The sequence below is a fragment of the Herbiconiux liukaitaii genome (genome assembly GCF_041927495.1).
Taxonomy (GTDB): domain Bacteria; phylum Actinomycetota; class Actinomycetes; order Actinomycetales; family Microbacteriaceae; genus Herbiconiux; species Herbiconiux liukaitaii.
This window is the reverse complement of the sequence record NZ_JBHFHG010000008.1, coordinates 113,682-135,800: the sequence shown is the minus strand read 5'-3', so window position 1 is coordinate 135,800 and position 22,119 is coordinate 113,682. Positions and strand designations below refer to the sequence as shown.

Annotated in this window: 24 protein-coding genes; 11 read left to right on the top strand and 13 right to left on the bottom strand. The window is 70.0% G+C overall.

The genetic code is table 11. From position 1 onward, the window contains the following. Positions 1 to 6: 6 nt before the first annotated feature. Genes ACEXQC_RS17210 through ACEXQC_RS17200 form a run of 3 tightly spaced genes read left to right on the top strand, consistent with a single transcriptional unit; the run spans position 7 to position 1,220 of the window. A complete protein-coding gene (locus tag ACEXQC_RS17210; protein ID WP_374825203.1) occupies positions 7 to 429 on the top strand; it encodes a winged helix-turn-helix transcriptional regulator in 423 nt (140 codons plus the stop codon). A 41-nt stretch (positions 430 to 470) separates the two neighbouring features. After that, positions 471 to 974: a hypothetical protein gene (locus tag ACEXQC_RS17205; protein WP_374825201.1), complete on the top strand. Its 504-nt coding sequence runs from the start codon at positions 471 to 473 to the stop codon at positions 972 to 974. Between the two features lie 9 nt (positions 975 to 983). Further along, the gene (locus ACEXQC_RS17200) at positions 984 to 1,220 is read left to right on the top strand and encodes a DUF6199 family natural product biosynthesis protein (RefSeq protein ID WP_374825199.1); all 237 of its coding nucleotides are present in this window, start codon (positions 984 to 986) and stop codon (positions 1,218 to 1,220) included. A gap of 16 nt (positions 1,221 to 1,236) precedes the next feature. Here the strand turns inward: ACEXQC_RS17200 and ACEXQC_RS17195 are convergent, their stop codons facing one another. Further along, entirely contained in the window at positions 1,237 to 1,719 is a 483-nt protein-coding gene (locus ACEXQC_RS17195; RefSeq protein ID WP_374825197.1) for a DUF2000 domain-containing protein, read from the bottom strand. Between the two features lie 78 nt (positions 1,720 to 1,797). Between ACEXQC_RS17195 and ACEXQC_RS17190 the strand changes: the two genes are divergently transcribed. Next, positions 1,798 to 2,292, top strand: coding sequence for an Lrp/AsnC family transcriptional regulator (locus ACEXQC_RS17190; RefSeq protein WP_374825196.1), 495 nt, complete (start codon positions 1,798 to 1,800; stop codon positions 2,290 to 2,292). Positions 2,293 to 2,379: 87 nt separating this feature from the next. Here the strand turns inward: ACEXQC_RS17190 and ACEXQC_RS17185 are convergent, their stop codons facing one another. After that, entirely contained in the window at positions 2,380 to 2,925 is a 546-nt protein-coding gene (locus ACEXQC_RS17185; RefSeq protein WP_374825194.1) for a hypothetical protein, read from the bottom strand. Between the two features lie 173 nt (positions 2,926 to 3,098). Between ACEXQC_RS17185 and ACEXQC_RS17180 the strand changes: the two genes are divergently transcribed. The 4 genes from ACEXQC_RS17180 to ACEXQC_RS17165 all read left to right on the top strand — a co-directional run bounded on the left by ACEXQC_RS17180 (position 3,099) and on the right by ACEXQC_RS17165 (position 5,786). Beyond that, positions 3,099 to 3,767, top strand: coding sequence for a response regulator transcription factor (locus ACEXQC_RS17180; protein ID WP_374825192.1), 669 nt, complete (start codon positions 3,099 to 3,101; stop codon positions 3,765 to 3,767). Continuing rightward, on the top strand, positions 3,760 to 4,812 hold the full coding sequence (locus ACEXQC_RS17175; RefSeq protein WP_374825190.1) for a sensor histidine kinase: 1,053 nt from the start codon (positions 3,760 to 3,762) through the stop codon (positions 4,810 to 4,812). Before ACEXQC_RS17180 ends, ACEXQC_RS17175 begins: the two co-directional genes overlap by 8 nt. A gap of 35 nt (positions 4,813 to 4,847) precedes the next feature. Further along, positions 4,848 to 5,303 (top strand): Fur family transcriptional regulator, encoded by a 456-nt coding sequence (locus ACEXQC_RS17170; protein WP_374825188.1) that lies wholly within the window; start codon positions 4,848 to 4,850, stop codon positions 5,301 to 5,303. A 174-nt stretch (positions 5,304 to 5,477) separates the two neighbouring features. Beyond that, on the top strand, positions 5,478 to 5,786 hold the full coding sequence (locus ACEXQC_RS17165) for a hypothetical protein (RefSeq protein WP_374825186.1): 309 nt from the start codon (positions 5,478 to 5,480) through the stop codon (positions 5,784 to 5,786). A 41-nt stretch (positions 5,787 to 5,827) separates the two neighbouring features. Here ACEXQC_RS17165 and ACEXQC_RS17160 read toward each other — a convergent pair whose 3' ends face one another. After that, complete coding sequence (locus ACEXQC_RS17160; RefSeq protein WP_374825184.1) at positions 5,828 to 6,151, bottom strand: hypothetical protein; 324 nt, start codon at positions 6,149 to 6,151, stop codon at positions 5,828 to 5,830. 78 nt (positions 6,152 to 6,229) lie between these two features. On the opposite strand from ACEXQC_RS17160, the gene ACEXQC_RS17155 reads away from it, so the two are divergent. Next, positions 6,230 to 6,892 (top strand): pentapeptide repeat-containing protein, encoded by a 663-nt coding sequence (locus tag ACEXQC_RS17155; RefSeq protein ID WP_374825182.1) that lies wholly within the window; start codon positions 6,230 to 6,232, stop codon positions 6,890 to 6,892. Positions 6,893 to 7,031: 139 nt separating this feature from the next. Here the strand turns inward: ACEXQC_RS17155 and ACEXQC_RS17150 are convergent, their stop codons facing one another. The 6 genes from ACEXQC_RS17150 to ACEXQC_RS17125 all read right to left on the bottom strand — a co-directional run bounded on the left by ACEXQC_RS17150 (position 7,032) and on the right by ACEXQC_RS17125 (position 12,745). Beyond that, positions 7,032 to 8,969, bottom strand: a complete 1,938-nt coding sequence (locus ACEXQC_RS17150) for a carbohydrate-binding domain-containing protein (protein WP_374825180.1) — start codon at positions 8,967 to 8,969, stop codon at positions 7,032 to 7,034. Beyond that, positions 8,953 to 9,795 (bottom strand): polyphosphate polymerase domain-containing protein, encoded by an 843-nt coding sequence (locus ACEXQC_RS17145; RefSeq protein ID WP_374825178.1) that lies wholly within the window; start codon positions 9,793 to 9,795, stop codon positions 8,953 to 8,955. Before ACEXQC_RS17145 ends, ACEXQC_RS17150 begins: the two co-directional genes overlap by 17 nt. Then, a complete protein-coding gene (locus tag ACEXQC_RS17140) occupies positions 9,792 to 10,394 on the bottom strand; it encodes a DUF4956 domain-containing protein (RefSeq protein ID WP_374825176.1) in 603 nt (200 codons plus the stop codon). Before ACEXQC_RS17140 ends, ACEXQC_RS17145 begins: the two co-directional genes overlap by 4 nt. Before the next feature lie 66 nt (positions 10,395 to 10,460). Next, the gene (locus ACEXQC_RS17135; RefSeq protein WP_374825174.1) at positions 10,461 to 11,504 is read right to left on the bottom strand and encodes a GtrA family protein; all 1,044 of its coding nucleotides are present in this window, start codon (positions 11,502 to 11,504) and stop codon (positions 10,461 to 10,463) included. A gap of 11 nt (positions 11,505 to 11,515) precedes the next feature. Beyond that, positions 11,516 to 12,493: a phosphodiester glycosidase family protein gene (locus tag ACEXQC_RS17130; protein ID WP_374825172.1), complete on the bottom strand. Its 978-nt coding sequence runs from the start codon at positions 12,491 to 12,493 to the stop codon at positions 11,516 to 11,518. Between the two features lie 96 nt (positions 12,494 to 12,589). Further along, positions 12,590 to 12,745 carry a hypothetical protein gene (locus ACEXQC_RS17125; protein WP_374825170.1) on the bottom strand — a complete coding sequence of 52 codons (156 nt, stop codon included), beginning with the start codon at positions 12,743 to 12,745 and terminating at the stop codon, positions 12,590 to 12,592. A gap of 152 nt (positions 12,746 to 12,897) precedes the next feature. Here ACEXQC_RS17125 and ACEXQC_RS17120 point away from each other — a divergent pair, with 152 nt between their 5' ends. Further along, positions 12,898 to 14,220: an ROK family protein gene (locus ACEXQC_RS17120; protein WP_374825168.1), complete on the top strand. Its 1,323-nt coding sequence runs from the start codon at positions 12,898 to 12,900 to the stop codon at positions 14,218 to 14,220. A gap of 10 nt (positions 14,221 to 14,230) precedes the next feature. Beyond that, on the top strand, positions 14,231 to 14,425 hold the full coding sequence (locus ACEXQC_RS17115; protein ID WP_374825166.1) for a hypothetical protein: 195 nt from the start codon (positions 14,231 to 14,233) through the stop codon (positions 14,423 to 14,425). 33 nt (positions 14,426 to 14,458) lie between these two features. On the opposite strand, the gene ACEXQC_RS17110 is transcribed toward ACEXQC_RS17115, so the two are convergent. The 4 genes from ACEXQC_RS17110 to ACEXQC_RS17095 all read right to left on the bottom strand — a co-directional run bounded on the left by ACEXQC_RS17110 (position 14,459) and on the right by ACEXQC_RS17095 (position 22,087). Beyond that, positions 14,459 to 14,980 carry a hypothetical protein gene (locus ACEXQC_RS17110; RefSeq protein ID WP_374825164.1) on the bottom strand — a complete coding sequence of 174 codons (522 nt, stop codon included), beginning with the start codon at positions 14,978 to 14,980 and terminating at the stop codon, positions 14,459 to 14,461. After that, positions 14,980 to 15,951, bottom strand: coding sequence for a class C sortase (locus ACEXQC_RS17105; protein ID WP_374825162.1), 972 nt, complete (start codon positions 15,949 to 15,951; stop codon positions 14,980 to 14,982). The genes ACEXQC_RS17110 and ACEXQC_RS17105 overlap by 1 nt, the downstream gene beginning before the upstream one ends. Positions 15,952 to 15,960: 9 nt before the next feature. Further along, positions 15,961 to 17,484, bottom strand: a complete 1,524-nt coding sequence (locus ACEXQC_RS17100) for a SpaH/EbpB family LPXTG-anchored major pilin (RefSeq protein ID WP_374825160.1) — start codon at positions 17,482 to 17,484, stop codon at positions 15,961 to 15,963. Between the two features lie 88 nt (positions 17,485 to 17,572). Further along, positions 17,573 to 22,087: a DUF7933 domain-containing protein gene (locus tag ACEXQC_RS17095; RefSeq protein WP_374825158.1), complete on the bottom strand. Its 4,515-nt coding sequence runs from the start codon at positions 22,085 to 22,087 to the stop codon at positions 17,573 to 17,575. Positions 22,088 to 22,119: the final 32 nt, after the last annotated feature.

Sequence of the window (22,119 nt, the reverse complement as noted above, 5' to 3'; positions counted from 1 at the left end):
GGAGTCATGGATCGCAGCACTGTCGCCGGCGCGGAGCCCGCGCTGACGGGGTACGAGGGTCGGTGTCTCGAGACGGAGGACGGGCGGGCGATCCGCGACCTGATGGACAGGGTCGGCGACAAGTGGTCGCTGCTCATCATCGGAACCCTGCGCTCGGGCACGCTCCGCTTCAGCGAGCTGCAGCGGCACATTCCCGGCATCTCGCAGAGGATGCTCACGCTCACGCTCAAGAACCTGGCGCGCGATGGCCTCGTGACCCGCACCGTGCACGCCGAGGTGCCGCCGCGGGTCGAGTACAGCCTCACCGCCACGGGCCGCACGCTCATCGGACCCGCCGAGGCCCTCGCCGCCTGGGCCGTCACCCATCTCCCCGCCATCGCCGCGGCGCGGACGGAGTTCGATCGCAGAGCGGATGCGCGTGCTCCCTGACCATGGGGGACTCACGGAGGCGCCCGAGGTAGCCTGGGGGCATGACGAGCGAGACGCCCCGCGACGAGTCCGGTGGGAGCGAGATGGAGCGGCTGTTCCAGAGCGAGGACGGCTCGGCCATCGCCGCCGACAGGGACCCGGCCAGGCAGAGGTTCGTGCGGCGCCGGTGGCTGCTCGCGGGGGCGGCTCTCGTGGTCGTCATCATCCTCGTGGCGGTCGTGAGCATGATCGTGACGGCGGCGACCGCACCGTCGAAGATCGATGCCGCGGTGTCGTACTGCGGACTCACCGGCAATCCGTACGCCGCAGTCGCCGACGACGGCCGCTCGGTGGCGCTCGACACCACCGGCGATGCCGAGGTCGAGGGGCTCGACGCCGCCGACCTCGTGTGCGTGCTCGTGGAGACCGATGTCTCGGATGACGCGCTCGAGCAGATGAGCTCCACCGTGGGCGCAGGGCCCCAGTCGGCCGAGTGGAACGGGATGTCGGCGACCTGGGAGCACCGGCCCGACGCCGGCCTGAACGTGACCCTCACCCAGAAGTAGGCATCCGCGATGTGGATGCAGAGGGACTACGACCCGGCGCTGCTCGGCGTGCTGGGCGGGGTGCTGCTGCTGTGGGGTGTGGTGGTGCTGCTGTTCCCCCGGCCCTTCGCCCGGTTGCGGGCGCGGTTGTGGCGGGCGCGGCCCGGCGAGGTCACGGCCTTCGATCTGCTGCTGGCGCGCGTGGCGGGCATCGGCCTCGTGCTGATCGGAGCCATCTGCCTGCTCGTGCTGATCGTGCGGCTCTAGGCTCGAGGCTCGAGCGCTAGGGCATGAGCGGCAGGCCGTCGACGAGCTTGGCGATGCGGTTCTTCGGGCCCACCATGCTCACGGCCAGGTACTCCGCCTCATCCGGGGCGGCTCCCGTGATGGCGGCCACGTACTCGTCGTAGACACGGATCTCCTGGGCCACGGCCGGCATGTCGGCCACGAAGGTGCCCTCGTGCGCCTCGGCCTTGCGGCGCAGGGTGCGGAGGGTCGCGTCGTCGGCCACGAGCACCGTGCACCCGATCCACGGCAGCCCCGGATGCTCGATGCCGTCGGCGTCGAGGGTCGGCGGGCCCATGAGGCCGCGCACACCGGAGACGGTCGCGGCGCTCACGCACACGGCCGCGTTGAGGGCCCGGCCCGGCGGCAGGGAGTCGTTCACCACCACGACCCACTTGAGCCGGGCCGCGCGCGTGCTCGCGGCGGTGTCGATCTCGTGGGGGGCGAAGCCGATCGGCTCGCTCTCGGGGGTGGTCTGCATGGTTCTCCTCCCTGACCGCCCGTGCGGCCAGCGGTCTCGAATGTACGCAGATCTCGTGCTCTGCCGCAGACTTGCCGTATGAATGACCAGAAGAGACCCGCATCCGTGGTGCTCGACGAGCTCGACCTCCGGATTCTGCGTGTTCTGCAGTCGGATGCACGGATGACCAATCGCGACCTCGCCGCCGCCGTGCGCGTCTCCCCCACCACCGCCCTCGACCGGACGCGGAGCCTGCGCAGCAGGGGTGTGATCAAGCAGACGATCCTCGACGTCGACCTGGCCGCGATCGGCCGAGGGGTGCAGGCGCTCGTGTCGGTGCGCATCCGGCCGCCGTCGCGCGAGGTCATCGAGGCGTTCCGGGACTGGGTGAGCGACCTCGATCAGACCCTCGGGGTGTTCATCACGACGGGCAACGAGGACTTCATCATCCACGTGGCCGTGCGCGACAACGACGACCTCTACGCCTTCGTGATCGACGAGCTCACGCAGCGGCGCGAGGTGGCGGATGTGCGCACGTCGGTGGTCTACCGCCACATCCAGAAGCACCCGGTCACACCCCCGCCCTCCGGGTGAGGGGATGTACCGCGGTGGTGCTCCGGATACGCGCCGGGAGGGGTGGGCCCGGTCGCAGCCGTGGCGCGACCGGGCCCTCATGGCCTGCTACTCCGCCGGGACCGAGACGGCCTCCTGCGAAAGCTCGCCGAGGAGCGGGCTGCCGTCGGGGGCGCTCGACCCGGCGCTGACGGTCACGGTGTAGTCGCCGTCGCCGATCGGGATGGTGGTGCTGTACCCGCGTCCGTTGTTGTCGGCGGTGATGTCGACCCAGTCGGTGTAGTTGACGCCGCCGTTGTGGGCGCGGTTGTCTCCGATGCTGAAGACGGCGTCGGTGGCTCCGTTGGCGAGGCTGATCGACTCCGCGGTGACCGTGTAGGAGTCGACGCCGGGGGTGATGGTGAGTCCCTTCACCGTGAGGCCCGCCGCGGCGAGCTGCTCGGCGGTGGGCGGCGTGGGCTGCTCGTAGTCGACCGCAGGGGTCGGCGACACGGCGGGCACGGGCGGCACGGACTGCTCGGTCTGCACAGTCTGCGCGGTCGGCGCGGTCTGCTCTGTGGTGGCGAAGGCCGCGGGGGCGGCGAGTCCGGCCGTGATGAGCGCCATCGCGCACGCGGCGAAGGCGGCGGTGACGAGGGTGGTGTTCTTCTTCATGGTGATCTCCTAGGGGGTGGTGGCGATCCGATCGTTCCGAACCGGTGTTCGTGATCCGATCCAACCCAGTCCGATGTGGCGTCGACGCCAGAGGAATCCCTGACGTTTTCTTGATGCTCGCTGTGGTTGGGTGGGGCGACCGGCCGGAGACGGCAGACGAGACGGGAGCGGCCATGAGAGTCCTCATCGCAGAAGACGAGGCGTTCCTCGCCGAGGCCATCCAGCGGGGGCTTCGCCTGGAGGCCTTCGCCGCGGATGTCGCCGCCGACGGCGCCACGGCCCTCGAGAAGATCGCCGAGAACGACTACGACGCGCTCGTTCTCGACCGCGACCTGCCCGTCGTGCACGGCGACGAGATCTGCCGCCGACTGGCCGGGCAGCCCGGCGCCCCGCTCATCCTCATGCTCACGGCCGCCTCGACCCTCCGCGACCGCGTCGGTGGGCTGGAGCTCGGGGCCGACGACTACCTCGTCAAGCCGTTCGAGTTCGAGGAGCTGGTCGCACGGCTCCGGGCGCTGCACCGCCGCAACGCCCCCGCGCGCCCTCCCGTGCTCGAGCTGGGCGGCATCCGCCTCGATCCCTTCCGTCGCGAGGTGTACCGCGGCGGTCGGTTCGTGCGGCTCAGTCGCAAGGAGTTCTCGGTGCTCGCCGTGCTCATGGAGGCCGACGGCGGAGTGATCAGCGCCGAGACGCTGCTCGAGAAGTCGTGGGACGAGAACGCCGATCCGTTCACCAACACCGTGCGCACCACCGTGTCGAGTCTGCGCAAACGACTCGGCGCACCCGATCCGATCGAGACCGTGGCCGGGGTCGGCTACCGGATGGACGACGGTCGTGGCTGAAGCGCGCCGCGAGCGTCGGGCGGGGCTCAGCATCCGCAACCGTCTCGCCCTCACCTACACGGTGCTCCTCGTGTGCACCGGGCTCGCCATGATCGCGGCGGTGAACCTGACGGTGCAGCTCATGAACGGGGCCCTGATCGATCTGCTCTATCAGGTGGCCATCGCCACGGTACTGGTGATCGCCGGCCTCGGTGCTCTGGCGAGCTGGCTCGTGGCCGGGTGGATGCTCCGGCCGCTCCAGCGCCTCAATCGCGTCGTGCGGCAGGTGGATGAGACCTCGCTCGACACCCGGGTGCGATTCACCGGCCCCGACGACGAGATCCGGTCGCTCGCCGACACCTTCGACGTGCTGCTCTCCCGCCTGGAGGCGGCGTTCAGCAGTCGGGCCCTGTTCGCGGCGAACGCCTCGCACGAGCTGCGCACACCGCTCGCCACGATGAAGACGATGCTGCAGGTTGCGCTCCGGGAGCCGCCCGAGACCACGAGCCCCGAGACCAGGCAGACGTTCGAGCGGCTGCTGGCCACGGTCGAGTCGATGTCGGCCACCACCGCCGCTCTGCTCGGACTCGCCGAGGGCCGACAGCCGGCGACCGACGAGATCGCCGACCTGGCCGGCATCGTGGCGGAGGAGCTGGAGGTGGTGGCCGAGCGGGCGGCGGCCAAGGATCTGACCGTCACCCAGCGGCTCGCACCCGCGATGGTCACCGGCGACCCTCGATTGATCCGGGATCTGGTGGCGAACCTCCTGAGGAACGCCGTCACCCACAACCACGAGGGCGGTCGCATGGACGTCGCCACCGCCGTGCTCCCCGACGGTCGCGTTCGACTCACGGTGCAGAACTCGGGCGATGTCGTGCCGCCCGACCGCATCCCGCTGCTCACCGAGCAGTTCTACCGGGCTCGCCTGCGCACGAGCGGTGGTGCGGGTCTGGGACTGGCCATCGTCGCGGCGATCGCCGACACCCACCGCGCCGACTTCACCCTCACCCCGACCCTCCCCAACGGACTCACCGCCACAACGACCTTCCCACCCCGGATGGTTTGATTTGGTTTGGTCAAAACAACGTGTAGGGTTGGGGTATGGCCATTGGTACTGCTGCGCGCGAGGTGCTCGCTGAGCGCATTCGCGCGGCGGGGTTGAAGGTCACGGCTCCGCGGCTCGCCGTCTTGAGCATGCTGCAGGAGGCTCCGCACTCGAGCGCGGAGCAGGTCTTCGTGGGGGTGCGGGAGGAGCTCCCCGGCACATCGACGCAAGCGGTGTACGGGGTTCTGAACGCGTTCACCGGGGCGGGGCTCGTGCGCCGCTTCGATCCCGCCGGATCGCCGGCTCTCTACGAGTGCCGGGTGGGCGACAATCACCACCACGTGGTCTGCGTGCGCTGCGGCGATCTGCGGGATGTGGACTGCGTCGTCGGGGAAGCACCCTGCCTGACCCCGTCGGACACCTCCGGTTTCAGTGTGTTCGCGGCCGAGGTGACCTTCACCGGGCTGTGCGCCGACTGCCGAACAGCCCTCGCCGAGCTCGAGGCGACCTAGACCCGGGCAGCCAGCCGCCCCTCCGAGGCACCGTCATCCAGACGGCGCCCGCCTCTTCTGCGCGCCCGCTTCGCGCCCCTCCCCTGGGCGCTCTCCAACGACCAACCGCATCACCGCACAACCGCACAACCGCCCACCAGACCTACCCACCGCACACCAGAAGGAACCCGCTTCATGTCGACCTCCACCGCCTCCATCCCCCTCACCACCACCCGAAGCAGCCGCCTCCGCATCCGCACCCGCGCCCGCACGAACCTCGTGACGCACGCCGAGCACGCCCTCCACTCCACCGGGCAGAACGCCGACCTCCCCACCCCGATCATCGGCGGCTACGTCACGGCACGCACAGCCGACCAGACCCTCGAGGGCGGCTACATCGCCCCGACCGCCTACGCGACCCCCACCGACCGCATCCGCGGCTCCTACACGGGCGCGTCCGCCAACATCCGCACGACCACCCAGGGCACCTACATCACCCTCTGACCCCGCACAGCCCCGCCCACCTGGCGGATCGGGCCCCTGGTTCAGCGCGAGACGGGCCGGCGTCTACCGGCGTCGACGCCGAACTCCGCGGTGAAGCGTGCGAGCTGCTTCAGGGCGCGACCGAGCCGCGTGACACCCATGGCCACGAAGACCACCGGGACCAGAAGAGGCACCCAGGAGAAGGGTCGAGTCGGATCGACACCGAACGTGGCGAGACCCAGGCCGATCATGACCACCCCGAAGACCAGCATCGCGACGCCCACGGTGCGCCACCGCTCGAGCGCCATCCGCCGCTGGATCAGAGAGGCGTCGGCCTCGGCGCGCAGGCGAGACTCGTCGCCCTTTTCCCCCCGGATGTCGCTCACACCCGATGGTAGCGCGGGCGGGCCGAGCGCATCCGCGATTGTCACGATGGTGTCGGCGGTGCGCGGCACAATGGAGGGATGGCCAGACGACCTTCGACTCTCGCGCCGGTGATCGACGAGATCCGCCTCGGGGATCTCGGGGAGGGCGACGCCGGTGCGCTTGAGGCGCACGAGAGCTACGACGGCCTGAGCTACCGCGAGGCCGACGTGAGCGGTCGCGATCTCGCCGGCGTCTCGTTCCTCGAGTGCGAGTTCGTGGAGCTGTCGGCGAACGAGACCGACCTGCGCTCGGCGAGCTTCGTGGACACCCGCATCGAGCGGCTCAACGCGCCCGTCTTCACGGCCCCGCGGTCGCGGTTCCGCGACGTGCGCATCTCCGGGTCGCGGTGGGGATCGGCCGAGCTCTACGAGACGGACTGGCAGTCGGTGCACCTCGTCGACTGCAAGCTCGGCTACCTCAACCTGCGCGGCGCCACGCTGCACGACGTGCTCTTCACCAACTGCACCATCGACGAACTCGACCTTGGCGGCGCCACCGCCCACCGAACATCCTTCGCCGACACCCGCGTCGGCAGCCTCGACCTCACCAGAGCGACCCTCACCCACGTCGACCTCCGAGGCCTCGACCTCCAGAGCCTCACAGGCCTGGAAGGCCTCAAGGGCGCCACCATGAATGCCCAGCAGGTCGCCGAGCTGGCCCCCCTCTTCGCCGCCCACTTCGGCCTGAAGCAAGAAGAGTGAGCCACGAGGGGGGGGGGAACGCCACAGCGAGCGCCGACTCCGTCTCCGGCCCGGCGTGCGGATGACCCTCACCGAGAAACCGGCGAGCGGCGCCCTCGACCCGTGATCTGACGGGTCGAGGGCGCCGCATCCGGAGGCCCTACTGACCGCCGGAGGCAGGACGGCCGCCCGAGGGCGCCCCTCCGCCCATTCCGCCGCCGCCGCCCATCGTGCCCTGGGTCGCCTCGCCCGCCGTCACGGTGGTCGAGACCGTCGCACCGTCGGCACTGCCGGATTCGCCGAGGCCTCCGAGCAGGTCGCCGCTGACGGTGCCGCCCACGGAGACGCTATAGGTCGCACCCGTGGCCACGGCGGAGGAGGAGTAGACGAGGTTCTGGAACGCCTTGCTCGATTCGAAGGAGGCCACGACAGAACCGTCCTCGGCCACGACCTGCACGATGGTGCCGGCGTCGACCTCCGAGCCGAGGTTCGCCGAGATCCAGCCCTGGCTCGAATCGGCGCTCGGCGACACCGCCATTCCCGAGCTGCCCGCCGCGAGGAGCACGCCGCCCGAGATGGTGAACTCGCCGTTCACGTCGAGCGCACCGTTGCCGTTGTCGGTGGGACCGTTGACCACCACGGTGCCGCCCGTGATGTCGGCGGTGCCGTTCGAATCGAGCCCGTCTCCCCCCGCGTCGATCGTGAGGGTGCCGCCGGAGACCGTGACCGAGTAGTCGCCGGCCGCCTCACCCATGCCGCCGGCTTCGGCTTCGGCTCCGGTTCCGGCAGAGGCCTCGGCACTGGCACCCGCGGCATTGAGGCCGTCGTCGCTAGACGTGACCGCCACCGCGCCTCCCGCCACCGTGATGTGCGCGGACTCGATGCCCTCGTAGGAGCTCAGCACGTCGACCGTGCCACCGTCGATGAGCAGACCGGTGTCGGCGTGCAGCCCGTCATCGCCCGCGTCGACGGCCAGTGTTCCACTGACGACGTGCAGATAGGCGGCCGAGTTGACGGCATCGTCGGCGGCATCGACGGTGACATCACCGCCCTCCACGACCGTGATCACCTCGCTCGCGATGCCGTTCGACGTGGTGTCGTCCTCAGCGCTGTCGGTGGTGGCGCTGTCGGTCGACGCGCTGTCGGTCGAGGCCGAAGCGTCGCCGCCGGCCGTGATGTCGAGCGTGCCGCCCGTGACCACCACATCCGTCTGCGCCTGCACCCCGTCGTCACCGGCGGTGACCGTGACATCGCCCCCGCTCAGGTCGACGTAGCCGCGCGTCGCATCCTCGTCGTCGTCCGACTTCAGGCCGTCTCCGCCGGCGGTAACCATGAGGGTCCCCCCGGTGACGACCAGGTAGTCCTTGCCGCGGATGCCGTCGTCGACCGCATCGACGGTGATGTCGCCGGACTCGATCACGAGCGCATCCTTGCCGGTGATGCCGTCGTTGCCTCGGCCCGTGACGTTCAACGCGCCATCGCCCGTGATGAGCAGATCGGCGGCGCTGTAGAGCGCGGCGTTGGATTCGTCGGTGTCGGCGTAGGAGGAGGTGTCGCTCAGTGAGTTCGTGGTGCCGTCGGCGAGCACGAGCACGACCTCGTCGGCCGCGACCACATCGATGGCCGACGAGGTCGAGCTCGAGATGGTGGCGTCGTCGAGGATGACCCGCACGGTGCCCTCGGCGGCGCTGTCGATCACGAGCTGACCGTCGTCGAGCGAGCCGGTGACCCGGTAGGTGCCGGCGGCGGTGATCGTCACGGTGCTGCCGTCGACGGTCACGCCCGCGGCGGAGGAGTCGCCGGTCGATCCGGCCGTCACCGTGGCGGTCCCCCCCTCGAGCGAGATGGTGGTGGCGTTGTCGTCACCCGAGGCGTCATCGGTGAACTCGTGCACGTCGTCGTTCGCGGCGAGCACCGCGGCCGCGTTCTGACTCACGTCGGAGCCGGAGGCGGCATCCGACACCGTGGTGGCCGTGGTGTCGTCGGAGGTCGATGAGGTGTCGAGGGCGGCCACGGTGGCGCAGCCGGCGAGCAGGCTCACGGTCACGATCCCTCCGGCCAGCAGAGGGAAGACGTGGGGTCTACGCGAAGGCTTCATGGGGTGCTCCTTGTTCGGGGGTGGGAGAGGTCGAGTGGGTCATGGGGTCGGCGGAGGCGAAGTGACGGCGCAGGATGCGAGACCACTTGTTCGAGGCCAGTTCGGGCCGGAGGGCTGCGAGTCCCGTGCCGTACTTCGAGATGGTCGCGGGCCGGTGGCCCTGGGCCCAGAGGATGCGATCGACGTGCGAGGCGTGCGAGGCGGACTTCGTCTCGATGATCACGATGCCCGGGGTGCGCACCCGGTGCCGGTCGTCCACCGCCCAGTCGAGGTGGGTGTCGATGGTGGCGCGGCTCTCGCCCTCAGCCCCCGGCACGAGGAGGGTCGTGCGTCGGTACCGCGTGACGAGCGTGGGAGCCAGGGAATCGAGCGGCAGTCCGGTGAAGCCGGCGGCCGAGAGCGTGCTCTCGGCGTAGTCGAGACCGCCCTCATCGAGCATGCCGCGCCGGTCGAAGTCGTACTCGTACCGGTCCTTCACGGTGGCCGAGCGGGCGCCCTTGGTCTTGACCTCCAGGTAGGTGTCGGCCGAATCGACGTAGGAGCGGGTGCGCATCTTGAACCGGTGACGCCGCTGCCTGGCCGCCATCCAGTAGCTCGTGAGCTGCGGGGTGTCGAAGTAGACGGACTCGTAGCGGAAGCCGCGGATGCCGTGCATCTCGAGCACCCGGGTGCCGGGGGCGAGGCCCTCCGCCACCGAGGGGAGGGCGGTCGCCGGGAGCACGTACTTGCGGTCGATGCGGGTCTGCAGGGCCGCGCGCTGCACGAGCTCGTCGAGTCCGATCGGCTCGAGCTCCTGCAGCCGCGCCATGGCCTCGCCCACGCTCATCGGGCCACCGCCTTGTCGAGTGAGGGTGCGAGAGCGCCCGAGGTCGAGGTCGAGGTCGAGGGCAGCTGGAACCGCACATCGACGAGGGTGGTGTCGTTGACCAGATCGAGGTGCTTCACCTGCACCTGCTTCACCGTGCCACCGAGCAGCCGCTCGAGGTGGGCCACGAGAGCCGCCTCGTCAGTGAACGCCCGATCCAGCTGCATGCTCTGCTGCCGGTGGCGCTTGAAGAGCTGCGTGCTGTCGCCCACGAACATGACGGCCAGGATGAGGGCCATGAGACCGATGTTCAGCACACTCGGTGCGGCCGTGAGGCCGGCCAGGAGGCCGAGGGCGAGGGCCGAGAAGTAGTAGGCCACCTCGTGCTGGGCGATCTCATCCGACCGCAGCCGGATGATCGACAGCACGCCGAACAGCCCGAGGCCGAGGCCCGCGCCGATCGTGGTCGAACCCAGCACCATCGAGACCGCGAGAACCCCCACGTTCACACCGAGGAACGCCACCACGAGGTCACGGCGGTGGTGCCGACGGAAGTAGAGGGCGAAGGTCAGGATGCCGACTGCGAGGAGGTCGACGAGGATCATCAGGAGGTAGGACATGGAGTGCTCCGTTGAATGGATGGGAAAGACTTGGTGACCATTGGACGTCGCCCGGCTATGCGCTTCCTATGAGGCGTCTATGGCGATCTTTCGAGTGCTGGTCGCAGGGAAGACGACCCTTCGCTGCACCACAAAGGAGGCGACGTACAGCACCAGCTCCGTGGCGCACTTCGCCAGGAGCAGCGGCAGCCCCACCCGGGTGAGGGCCTCGAGCAGGAGCAGGTTCGCCACCAGCAGGGTCGCGGCCAGGGCGGCGTAGCGCAGCGCATCCTTCTTCACCGGTCGCCGCTCGCGGGAGCGGAAGGTGAGCTGGCGGTTGACGAGGAAGTTCACCGAGGCGCTCAGCACTCGCGCACCCACGACGGAGACGATGAGCGAACCCGTGACCCCGAACAGCACCTGCAGGGCGATGGCGTCGATCAGGAACGCCAGCAGGGACGACGCACCGAAGCGCAGCAAGGGGCGCATCACCCTCACGGAGTCGACGATGGGCCGGAAGTGCGAGGAGGCGTTGTGGTCGAGGTAGACGGTCTCGATGGCGATCTCGTCGATGCGGTGGCCCGCGGCCCGCGCCTCGAGCAGCACGTTCAGCTCGTACTCGAAGCGGTCGCCCTTCACGGTGATCAGCCAGTCGAGCAGGGAGGGGTGGTAACCGCGGAGCCCGGTCTGCGTGTCCTCGACCGCGATGCCGGTGGCCGCTCGGAACGCACCCCGTGAGACGGAGTTGCCGAGCCGGCTGCGAACCGGCACGGCACCGGTGAAGAGTCGACCTCCGAGAGTGATGACTCCCCGGCTCACGTTCTCCGCGACGCGGAGGATGTCTGCCATGCGGTGCTGCCCGTCGGAATCGGCGCAGACCACGACCTCACCGGGGTGGTGACGTCGCGCCTGCCGGAAGCCGTGCCTGAGAGCGTGCCCCTTGCCGTGGTTCTCGGCATAACCGACCACCTGGGCGCCTGCGGTGCGCGCGCTCTCGAAGACCGGTCGGTACTCAGGGCCGGAGCCGTCGTCGACCACGAGCACCGTGGCGTCGGGTGCGGCCAGCCTGAGCTCGGCCACCAGGTGGACCAATCGGGTGTCGGGTTGGTACGAGGGGATGAGGACGATCACGGTCGCCCGCCTCAGCCCGCGATGTAGAGGATGTCGGAGGTGCCGCGCTCTTCGCCCGTGCCGAGGGGGTTGTTCACCAGCTCGCCGTCGTAGTACATGGTGGAGGATCCTCCGCCGTCGATGTTGTAGGCGGTGGTGGCCCCGAGGGACTGCATGATCTCGGCGAGCTCGGTCATGGTGACCCCCTTGCTGTAGCCGGCGCTCCGGCCGTCGACTACCACGAAGACCAGGTGGTTGTCGTCGATCACGCCCACCGCTGTGCGCGGCTGCTCACCCTGGATGGAGTGGTTGCCGAGATTGGTGTCAACCTCCACCTCGTCGATGCCGTCCACGATCTCGCCGTCCTCCACGAGCGCGGGGCCGAACGACAGGGTGTTCCAGACGCCGTCGGCCACGAGCTGGTCGGCGGTGGTGGCGGTCTCGTCGTACACCTCCACGGTGCCGTCGGTGTAGAACGCGAGCCCCTCGCGGGCGCCGGTGTCTCGATAGACGACTCCGTTGCGGATGACGATGCCGGTGTCGCGGAAGCCGTAGTAGTCGCCGTTGATGGCGAAGATCGCGTTGTTGTCCTCCGCGATGTCGGAGGTGGTCTCCGTGATGTTCTCGCCGAAGGAGTTCTGCGCGAACGCCGACCGCAGCACCGTCGCATCCGAGAGGGTCACGTCGGCCACGTAGTAGGTGACCGTGTCGTCTCCGGTGCCTGTGGTGATGGTGGAGATGCTGATGTCGGCGCCCGTCGCAGTCTCGTCCGTCGCCGTGTCGTCGACGGTGCCGGTGAGTGCCGACTGCTCGGCCTCGTAGGCGGCCACGTCGGAGATCTCCACGTGGGCGATGACGTACCGGTCGAGGGCCCAGGTGGTTCCGAGCCCTGCCACGAGCGCGACGCCGAGCACCGATCCGATGATGACGTTGCGGCGGCGGAGCCACCTGTGGCGGCGGGTCGTGCGCGCCGGGACGGACGGCTGCGTGGTGTTCTGATTTTCTCGCATGCCTCATTGCAGGAGAGCCCCATAAGAGCCCGGCTGGAGGAACGTATCCTCACCCCGTGACTTGCTATGAGCCTGCCGAGAGCCGATCGGGAGGGGTCAGGACAACCGGAGCTGGTCGAACGAGAACTCGGTCACGTCGTCGACCCCGTCGAGGATGACCTCCCAGTACCCGTCCTCCACGGGCCCCACCACAGTGCCCGTGCGCCCGGTGGAGTCGATCGTGAAACGAGCGCCCGACTTCAAGCCACCCACCACACACCACCTCCCCAGACGAATTCTTGTACGGAGTCCACCATAGACACGATGCGTACGCATCAACATGGGCTCGCCCGTGAATTAACCTGTGGAATCACCCACGCCGCCGCAGAACCGCAGCACGATCCCGGAAGCTACACTTCTTGCTGATGGCCACGATCACGCCCGCGCACGCCCCCTCACCGGCAGGGGATCCCCCCGCGAGCGGCCGATCCGGCGGCAACCTCGACGACCTGCGTCGCCGCAACCTCTCGTCCATCCTGCAGGCCGTGCACGTGCGCGACGGCTGCACGCGCGCCGAGCTCACCCACGAGACCGGCCTCAACCGCTCGACCGTGCGTGCCCTCGTGGCCGATCTCGAGCAGGCCGGCGTCGTGTTCCAGCGCGAGCCAGCGAGCTCGGGCGGTGTCGGTCGTCCCAGCCCGTCGGTGCACGCCTCCGACGCGGTGCGGGTTCTCGCCATCAATCCGGAGGTGGATGCGACGGCGGGCGCGATCGTGGGGCTCGGCGGGCGGGTGCTCGCCCGGGCGAGGGTCGCCCACGCGCAGTCGCCGAGCCCCGCCGATGTCATCGAGGCCGTCGGCGAGCTCCGGCGCATCCTCGCCCCCGAGGGCGGTCTGCGCGGGATCGGCGTGGCGGTGCCGGGCCTCATCAACAAGTCCACGGGTGATGTGGTGATCGCCCCGCATCTCGGCTGGCAGAACGTGCCGCTCACCGAGCTGCTCACCTCCGCCGAGGGCATCCGCGTGGTCATCGACAACGACGCCAACTGCGGGGTGATGGCCGAGTCGCTCTTCGGGGCCGGTCGCGGGTTGGGCACGATGGTGTACCTGAACGGCGGCGCCTCCGGCATCGGCGGATCGGCGATGACCGACGGATCGCTGCTCGCGGGCGCCCACGGTTACGCGGGCGAGTTCGGTCACACGCTCGTGAACACCGTCGGCCGGCCGTGCGACTGCGGGGCCGCCGGCTGCCTCGAGACGGAGGTCACGCGCGCCGGGCTGCTCGCCGCCCTGGGCGGGGTCGCCCCCGACGAGCTCGAGCGCGAGCTCGTGCGCCGGAGCGAAGAGGATCGCGCGAGGCTCGCCGAGAACGCGGCCGACATGGGCGAGCCCTGCACCGGCACCGGCACATCCCCGTCCCTCTCCCCCGCCTCGGTCGAAGCCGATCGCCAACTCAGATACCTCGGCATCGCCTTGCGCACGGTCGTCAACGTCATGAACCCCGAGCGGGTGCTCCTCGGCGGCTTCCTCGCGAGCATGGTGAACGCCCGCGGCATGCAGTCGCTCGAGGCGGAGCTCGCCCACGCCCTCCCCGGGGCGAAGAACGACGTGCAGGTGGTCACGGCCGAACTCGGCGGCGACATCCTCGCGGTCGGTGCGGCCCAGCTCGTGCTCCGTCACGTGATCGACGACCCCCTCGGCACCCGCCTCGCCCCGCAGACCCGAGCGCCGGCGGCCCGCACCGCATAGGGTGCTCGGTATGAGCGCATCGGGAGCGGACGACGCGGGCCTCGCCCGCTACGCCATCATCGGAGTCGTAGCCGGGATGATCCTGGGGCCGATCCTCGGCCTCCTCATCCCGAGCCTCGGAGTGGGCTTCGGCATCGCGATCGGCCTGTTCGCCGGCATCCTCATCGCCACGATCCTCTGGATGATCCGCCGCCCCACCCGCTGAGCACCCGCGGGCCGAGAACCACGCCGCCGACCCTCACCGCGCAGCATGTAGCAGGAAGGCCTCCCGCGGCAGCTGCTCGTAGTCGGGCGGGCGCCGGAACAGCGAGAGCTGGTCGTAGTGGTCGCTGTAGGGCGGCCACGTGGCCACCCTCGTCATGCGCTCGAGCACGCGGTGCCGCTCGGGCGGGCCGAGCACGAGCAGGCGACGGCGCAGGCGCCCCTCGTAGAGTGCCGCCCCGTCGCTCACGACGGCCGCGATCATGACGCCGGCCTGGTTCGACGGATCGAGCGAGGCCGTGCCCTCCTCCGACGGCACGCCAGAGCACTCGATCTCGGCGATGTCGCCGAGCCGGAGCGTGGGCACCTCGAAGCCGCCGCCGATCACGGTGAGCGACATCGCCTCGGCGCGGTGGGGCGTGATGGTCACGACCGCAGGCACCCCGGTCTCGCCGGGCGCGATGTGGTCCCGCTCCTCGGAGGCCTCGTAGACGACGTCGGCGAGTGCGCCGAGCTCGTCGGTCACGAACGCCATCCACCACTTCACCCTGTCGTCCATCACCCCACCCCGTCCGCGACGGCCGGCCGCGCGGGGCGGCCCGACCACCACACGTACACCGCGGCTCCCGCCAGTACGCCACCGGCGATCAGCACCCACCACGGGAATGTCGGGATCTCAGGGCTCTCCCCGGCCCCGTCCAGATCCTCCTGCGGTGTCGGGATGACCCGCTCCCCGGTCACGAGGATCCGATGGCTGTTCACGCCGAGCGGCGTGCAGGTCACGAGCGTGATGAGATCGCGCCCGTCGACGGGCAGCAGACTCTCGGTCTCGGCGGGGTCGACCACGCGCTTGTCGAACACCCGGTAGGTGAGCACCTCGCCGAAGACCTCCACCGTGAAGGTGTCGTCGACCTGCACGCGGTCGAGGTGGGTGAAGAGCTCGGCTGTCGCGAGCCCCCGGTGGGCGGTGAGCACCGAGTGCGTGGTGCTGCCGCCGACGGGCACGGCGGTGCCCTCGAGGTGACCGACACCCTGGTCGAGCACCTCGTCGCTCGTGCCGTGGTAGATCGGCAGGTCGACGTCGATGGAGGGCACCTTGAGCCGCGCCATGAGCCCGTTCTCGTCGGCGCGCAGGATGCTGCCGTAGTCGCCGGGCTGCTCGGGCTGCTCGGCGAGCGGCAGACGTTCGTTCGCGGCGATGCTGGCGCCGCCGTTCGTGAGGTCGGCGTTGTAGTCGCGCGCCTGCTGCAGGCGTTCGCGCAGGGTCTCGGCGCTCAGGTCGGCCACGTCGGCCGTGAGCTCGTCGATGCGCTGCGACTGCTCGTACTGGCTGAACCACGAGACGATCGTGGGGAACAGCAGCAGCCCGACCCCGGTGACGCAGACGATCGCGATGATGAGGGGCAGCACCGGCAGTCGCCAGCGACGGCTGAGGCGCAGGGCCTTCCGCGACGGAAGGCCGGTGCCGGTTGCCTCGCCGTGGAACGGCGAAGGTGAGGCGCCGGATGGACGCCCCACCTTCGCTGTCATCACGTCAGCCTACGCAGCCGCCTGCGCAGCGGCGGCGCGGCGGCGCACCACGAATGCGGCACCGAGGGCGAGGACGATGAGTCCGGCACCACCGAGGCCGAACCACAGCCCGCCGTCACCACCGGTGAGCGGCAGCAGGAAGTTCGCCACCGACACCTGGGTGTGGTTGAACTCCACGTAGTTCTGCACGGGCGCGACCGTCGAGGTCTCCCCAGCCACGACCACGGTCGGCACCGGGTTCGAGTTCGGGAGGTTGAAGCCGACGGGCGGGGTGATCTCCCGCACGAAGTAGTTGCCTGGCGTCACGATCGGGATCTCGACGTAGCCGCTCTCGTCGGTCGTCCAGTTGGTCACTCCCTCGATGGAGATGGGGTTCTGCTGCAGGTTCGCGTCGTTCTGGCTGATGTAGACCTGGTAGACCGCGCCGGCGAGAGGCACGCGGGGGCTGCCGTTGTTGCTCTCGAAGGCGAAGACCGTGAGCTGGCCGATGGGGGTCGTGCCCGTCACCGTCTCCGTCGCGCCGTTGATGTTGGCCGTGGCGCTGTTCACGATCAGGCCGTTCGGCGGGATGGACACGGCTCGCGTGAGCACGTTGAACGACACGACGCCACCCTGCAGGTTGGTGAGACGCACGAGCCCCGCGGGGGTGAACGTGAGCGTCGACGTACCCGCCGTGGTGGTGATGGTGTAGTCGGCGCCCTCGGCGAAGCTCTGCGCGATGCCGGCTGCGCTCGTCACCGTGACCGTCGTCGGCGTGACGCCGGTCGGCGGGGTGGCCACGAACTCGAGGTCGGCGGGGATCTCGTCGACGAGCGTGAAGTTCGTGATGGGGTCGCCCACGGCGAGGGTGGGGATGCTCGACGCGATCGCCCAGCGGATGAGGTCGGGGTTGCGAGCCTCGGCGGAGTTCGCGGGTGCGGGCACCCGGGTCTTCGTGAGCTCGGTCACCGCGTTCTTCGGGTACACGTGCACGTCGTAGATCCACTGGTTCGCCGGAGCACCGACGGGGCCGGTGGGCAGCGGCAGCGACACGAGGAACGGCGCGGCCGGGTTGGTCGCGTCGGCGGGCAGCACGGTCTCCTGCACGTAGTACAGACCGATCGGCATGCCGGTCGGGTACAGGGCGGGATCGACGGTGAAGTCCGCCGTGCCGGTCGACGACGAGGGCGTCGACGTGAACGACGTGCTGCCGAGTCGCGTCGAGGCCGTGGCAGGAGTCAGGTTGGTGGCGATGGTCCAGCCCTCGGGGGTGGTGAGGTCGACACCCGAGACCTGGGTCGCGGTGAAGACCGCACCCGCGAGGGGGATGCCCAGGTTGGTGGAGGGCGGGAGCTCCTGGCCGGTGCCGGCGATCGCGCCGTTGCCGGCGCCGAGAGCGTACTTGTGCACGGTGAGGGAGCGCGGCTGCTCGGAGTCGATGTTGCCGGGCAGGATGACGGCCTGCGCCGGCGCGACGGCTACGAGCGCCACGCCCGCAGCCAGAGCGAAGGCCCCGATCGCGGCGGTGACCCGCCGAAGTGCGGTTGAGGACATGAGATTCTCCGTTCGATTGAGAGGTCAGGTGAAGCAGGTGCAGCTGATGGAGGGAGGTGCTGGATCGAGGTCACGAGGGATGGGCGTCTCAGACGGTTCTCCTTCGTGTCCGACGGCGCCCGTGCCAGATGGCGAGGGCGAGCGCGAGGGCGAGCACGACGAACCCGGAGATCAGGTAGGCGTCGACGCTCACACCGCCCGTGAGGGGCAGGTTCATGGGTGAGACGGGGGCGTTCACGAATCGGTAGACCGCCGTCTGCCCGGCCGCGGGGGCGGTGATGGTCGCCGAGGTCACGGGCGTCCACGTGCCGTTCGGCTGCCGCAGTTCGAGCCGCACCTGCCGGTAGGCGAGACGGGTGCCCGATTGGGCCAGCGCCTCGGTGAGCGTGTACGAGTGACCGGGGCGCACATCGAAGGTGCTGGGCGCGTTCCCCGTGGTCTGGAAATCGGCCCCGGCCACCGTGCGCGGTGTGAGCCCGGCGAGGGTCGCCGGGCTGGCGGTGAGGCTCCACGTCGACGGCTGGAACCCAGTGGACGGGTTCTGCACGTTCTTCAGCAGGGTCAGGGATGCGGTCGCGTTCGTCACGGTGCAGGTCACAGCGGTCGCCCTCGTGAGGGTCACGTCGCCCGCCGCCGTCACCGGCACGGTCGTGCCCGTGGCCGTGACGCACGACCATCCCCCCACCTGCACGTAGGTCGCCGATCCGCCGGTCTCCGTGAGGCGGTACGGGGTGTCGGCCGAGACGGGCACCGCGGTGAGGGCGCCGCTGCCGCCGGCTCCGCTCGGCCCCACGAGAGCGGTCGGCACGCTCCTGGTCGCCTGGAGCTGCCACGCCGAGGGCGCTGCGCTGCCGTAGGAGACGTTCTTCACGAGGGTGAGGGTGGCCACGGCGCGGTTGGTGAAGGTGCAGTCGACCACGTTGCCCGGCGCCACCGTGCCCGTGACGGGGCGCACGGCGTAGTTACCGGAGTCTGTCGCGGCGCTCGTGTCGGTGAATGAGGTCGTCGCCGTACCTCGGGTGACCGTGCAAGTGAGGTTGTCGAGCCGGTAGCCGGCCTGCTGGCGCTCGAGCACCGAGACGGTCGCGGCGCCGGCGGCGGAGCTGTAGAGCAGGAAGAACGACGAGGATCCGTTCGCGTTCGTGAGCACCTCGGAGCGCCCGGCGGTGGTGCTGGTGTTGGCGGGATCCGCGGGCAGCACGACCGTCCCCGGCCCTGCGGAGGCGACCGCCGTACCGACCGTCCATCCGGGGGCCGGCTGCGGGTTGGCCCCGAGACCGTCGACTGTGCTCTTCCTCACCGTGACCTCGGCCACCGGTTGGGCGGTGTTGTAGATCGTGCAGGCGACGCCGACACTGACCTGGTTCGGGATGGTCACCGTCGTCGACCTGGTGGAGTCCATGCGAGCCGACGCGATGCGGATGCCATCGGCGAAGCACTCGTAGATGACGGTGTAGGTCACGGGCACGGCGGTGGTGGTGGTCGAACTCGTCTGGAGGACCTCGGAGATGGTCATGACCGTGTTGACCGCTGCGGTGATCGGGGCGATCGTCGCGGTCGTGCCTGTCGTGCCGGTGGTGGCGGTGGCGACCTCGGAGCCGCCCGTCGCGACGGAGATGCGGAAGTCGTGCGCCTGCCCCGTCACCCGGCTCAGCACGACCTTGTTCAGGGAGAAGCTCGAGGGGGAGGCGCAGGTGGCGAGGTCGGTGTTGGGCACCGCGTCGGTCCCCATGGTGATCGTGGGGGTGTTGGCGACCGCCGTCCACGTCGCGGGGTCGAACTGGTACGCGTTGGTCCCTGTTCCCACGTAGGCGGTTCCGCGTGGCGAGAATGCCAGTCCGTTCAGGGGGCCGGCCCCGATGCCCGCGATGGCGCGCTGAGTCGTGGCGGTGGCGGCGATCTGGCCGCCGGCGGGTGTGGCGGCGAGCACCGGTCCGGAGACGCTGAAGAACTGGGCCGCCGTGCCCTCGCTGCGGAGGATGAACAGGTTGCCCTTCGCGTCGAAGGCCATGTCGCCGTTGCCCGCGGAGTTCGCGCCGGTGTTCACGAACCCCAGGAGCGTGAAGAGGGGGGTGGAGGTCAGTCCGTTGAAGCGCCAGAGGTTGATGCGACCGACGCCGTTGACCTCGCTCGTGGTTCCGATCACGTAGTCCCGACCGATGGGGTCGAACGCCCCCATCACGATCGAGGCCGGGACTCCCAGGGACTGAGGGGTCGTGAAGGGGGTGCGCGTCGCCGAGAGGGTGCCGGAGGCCGAGACCGAGTACGTGATGACACCGGTGGCCGTGTTGGTGTTCGTGCCCGTGCTGCGCGTCAGCGCGTAGGCCGTCTGGCCTTCGACGTCGATGGCCAGGGAGTTGGTGTTGGTGACGCCCGTCGGACCCGCGGCGATGACCGAGGCGGTCACAGCGCCCGAAGACGCGAGAGCGTTGGTCTGGGTCAGCGCCCCGTCGGATCGGACGCCGTAGAGGTAGCTCCCGTCGCAGTAGAGGCTGGGCACCGGCTGCGCTGTGTTGGTGAAGGTGCAGACGATGCTGAGGCCCGCCTCGTCGGGGATGGTCAGCGATCCCGAGACGGAGGTTCCTCTGGCGATCGTGGTCGTTCCCCGCACGCACTCGTATGTGGAGTTGTAGGAACGAAGCTGCGTGGTCGTCACCACGGTCTCCGAGACGGTGTAGGTGGCTCCGCGGGTCACCGCGATCGGGCCGACCTCCTGGGTCTGGAGGCCCACCGCGGTGCCGGCCGTGGTGGCGCTGCCGATCTCCGTGGAACCGGAGAGCAGCGCGAGGCGGAACTGATCGGCGTTCTGTGCGCGACTCACCACGTTCTTGCGCAGCGTGACGGTCGTGGGCTGCTCCACGGTCAGGGTCGTCGCCTCCGGGGCGTTCAGGATGGTCGTCACGTTCCCGGGACCGTTGGTGTACGTGCCTCCGGTGTTCGACAGCACGGCGACGGTGACCGTGCAGCTCGCGGCACCCGCAGCCAGGTCGCCCCCTGTCACGGTGATGGTGGGCGAGGCCGCGGGTGCGGTCACCACGAGGGCGGCGCCCGTGGTGCTCACGCAGGTGCCTCCGATGGCGGGGGCGGAGGGTGTGCTGGGAGCAACGACCAGGCCGCTCGGCAGCGCATCGGTGAAGCTCCAGTCGGGCTTCGCGGCCAGTTCGGCGGTGTTCGTGACGGTGAAGGTCAGCGTGGATGCGACGCCAGCCGGCACGAGCGCAGGACTGAACTGCAGGTCGAGGCTCGGCGTGGAGTCGAGCAGGCGCAGAGTGTCGAACGAGAAGTCGTTGCCCGCGATGTCGGATTCCTGGTTCGACAGCCTCACTCTCGCCGTCGCCACCTGCGCGGGGGTGAGGAGCACCGACGAGTCGGTGAAGAAGCGCCCGGCGCGGGTGGAGGGGCTGCTGCCGCCCCACGGATCGGACTGGCTGTCGGCGGGGAGGATGTTGGAGGTGTAGCGGCCGTTGGTGACGTTGCAGGCCACGATCGGGGCGGCGGTGAGGGGCCGCGCCGTCGTGCCTGTGACGAGCGCGAGGTCGAGTCGCGAGTTGTTGTTCTGGCCGCTCGGCCGGAGGGCGCAGGAGTCCTCGGAGACGTCGATCGACATCGAGTAGTAGCGGTCGGTCGTGGGGGTGGGGGCCGGGCCGACGGCCGCCACGGATTCCAGCACGACCTGGTTGGCGGCCTGCGTGCCCTGGGCCGCGTTCGTCAGGCCGGCCACCGAGTGGTTGAGGCGGGTCGCGGCCGTCGATCCGTTCACCGGTGCGGTGTCGGTCGACCCTCCGGGGTTCACGGCCCCTGCGGCGACGTTGTTCTGCACCTGACCGAGCACGTCGGCCATGCGGGCGGCCTTGAATCGCGACGCCGCCGCTGCCCCGAGGGTGCAGAAGGGAGTGGTGGGGAAGGTGGCGCTGTAGTTGACCACGACGCCGTTGCAGTTGTTCACGTTCAGCCAGAAGGCCGAGCCCGTGTACTTGTTGGTCGCGTACTGGTCGACGCGGGTCGGTGTGTTCGCCACGCCCTGCTCGAAGGTCTCGATCCACGTCTGGGTCGCCGCCTCGGGCACGCCGGCGGCCAGGGTCGAGATGTCGGATGCTGCTCGACGCGACAGCTCGGGCGGGTCATTCGCCGAGGGCTCGACCGGCTCCACGGGCACGTCGGTCTGCGCCGGGCCCTGCGGGGTGGAGGAGGGTGACGGAGTGGGGGACGGATCGCCCTCCGGGAGCTCCGGCTCGGGCTGCTCGACCGGGGGCTCGGTCGGCTCGACCTCCGGAAGCGGCACGGCGTCCGGCTCGTCAGCCGGCGGCTCCACGGGCTCGACCTCGGGTGCCGGCTGCGGCACCGGCTCCGCCTCGGGAACCGGCTCCGCCTCGGGAACCGGCTCCGCCTCGCGAGCCGGATCCGCCTCGGGTGCCTCAGCCGGCGGCGTGGAGGTCGCACCGGTCTCGACGGGGAGAGGAGCGGCGACGGATGCGGGCACCGCACCGAGGGTGAACAGACTGCCCAGGAGGGCCACGACCACCGCACCGGCCACGGCGGGGCGCACACGCCCGGCCGACTTCCCGACGCGGTCACGTCGGAGGAGCCTGGGGAGGGGAGTCATCGATCTCGCAGTGCTGGACGGGTCAGGTGTCG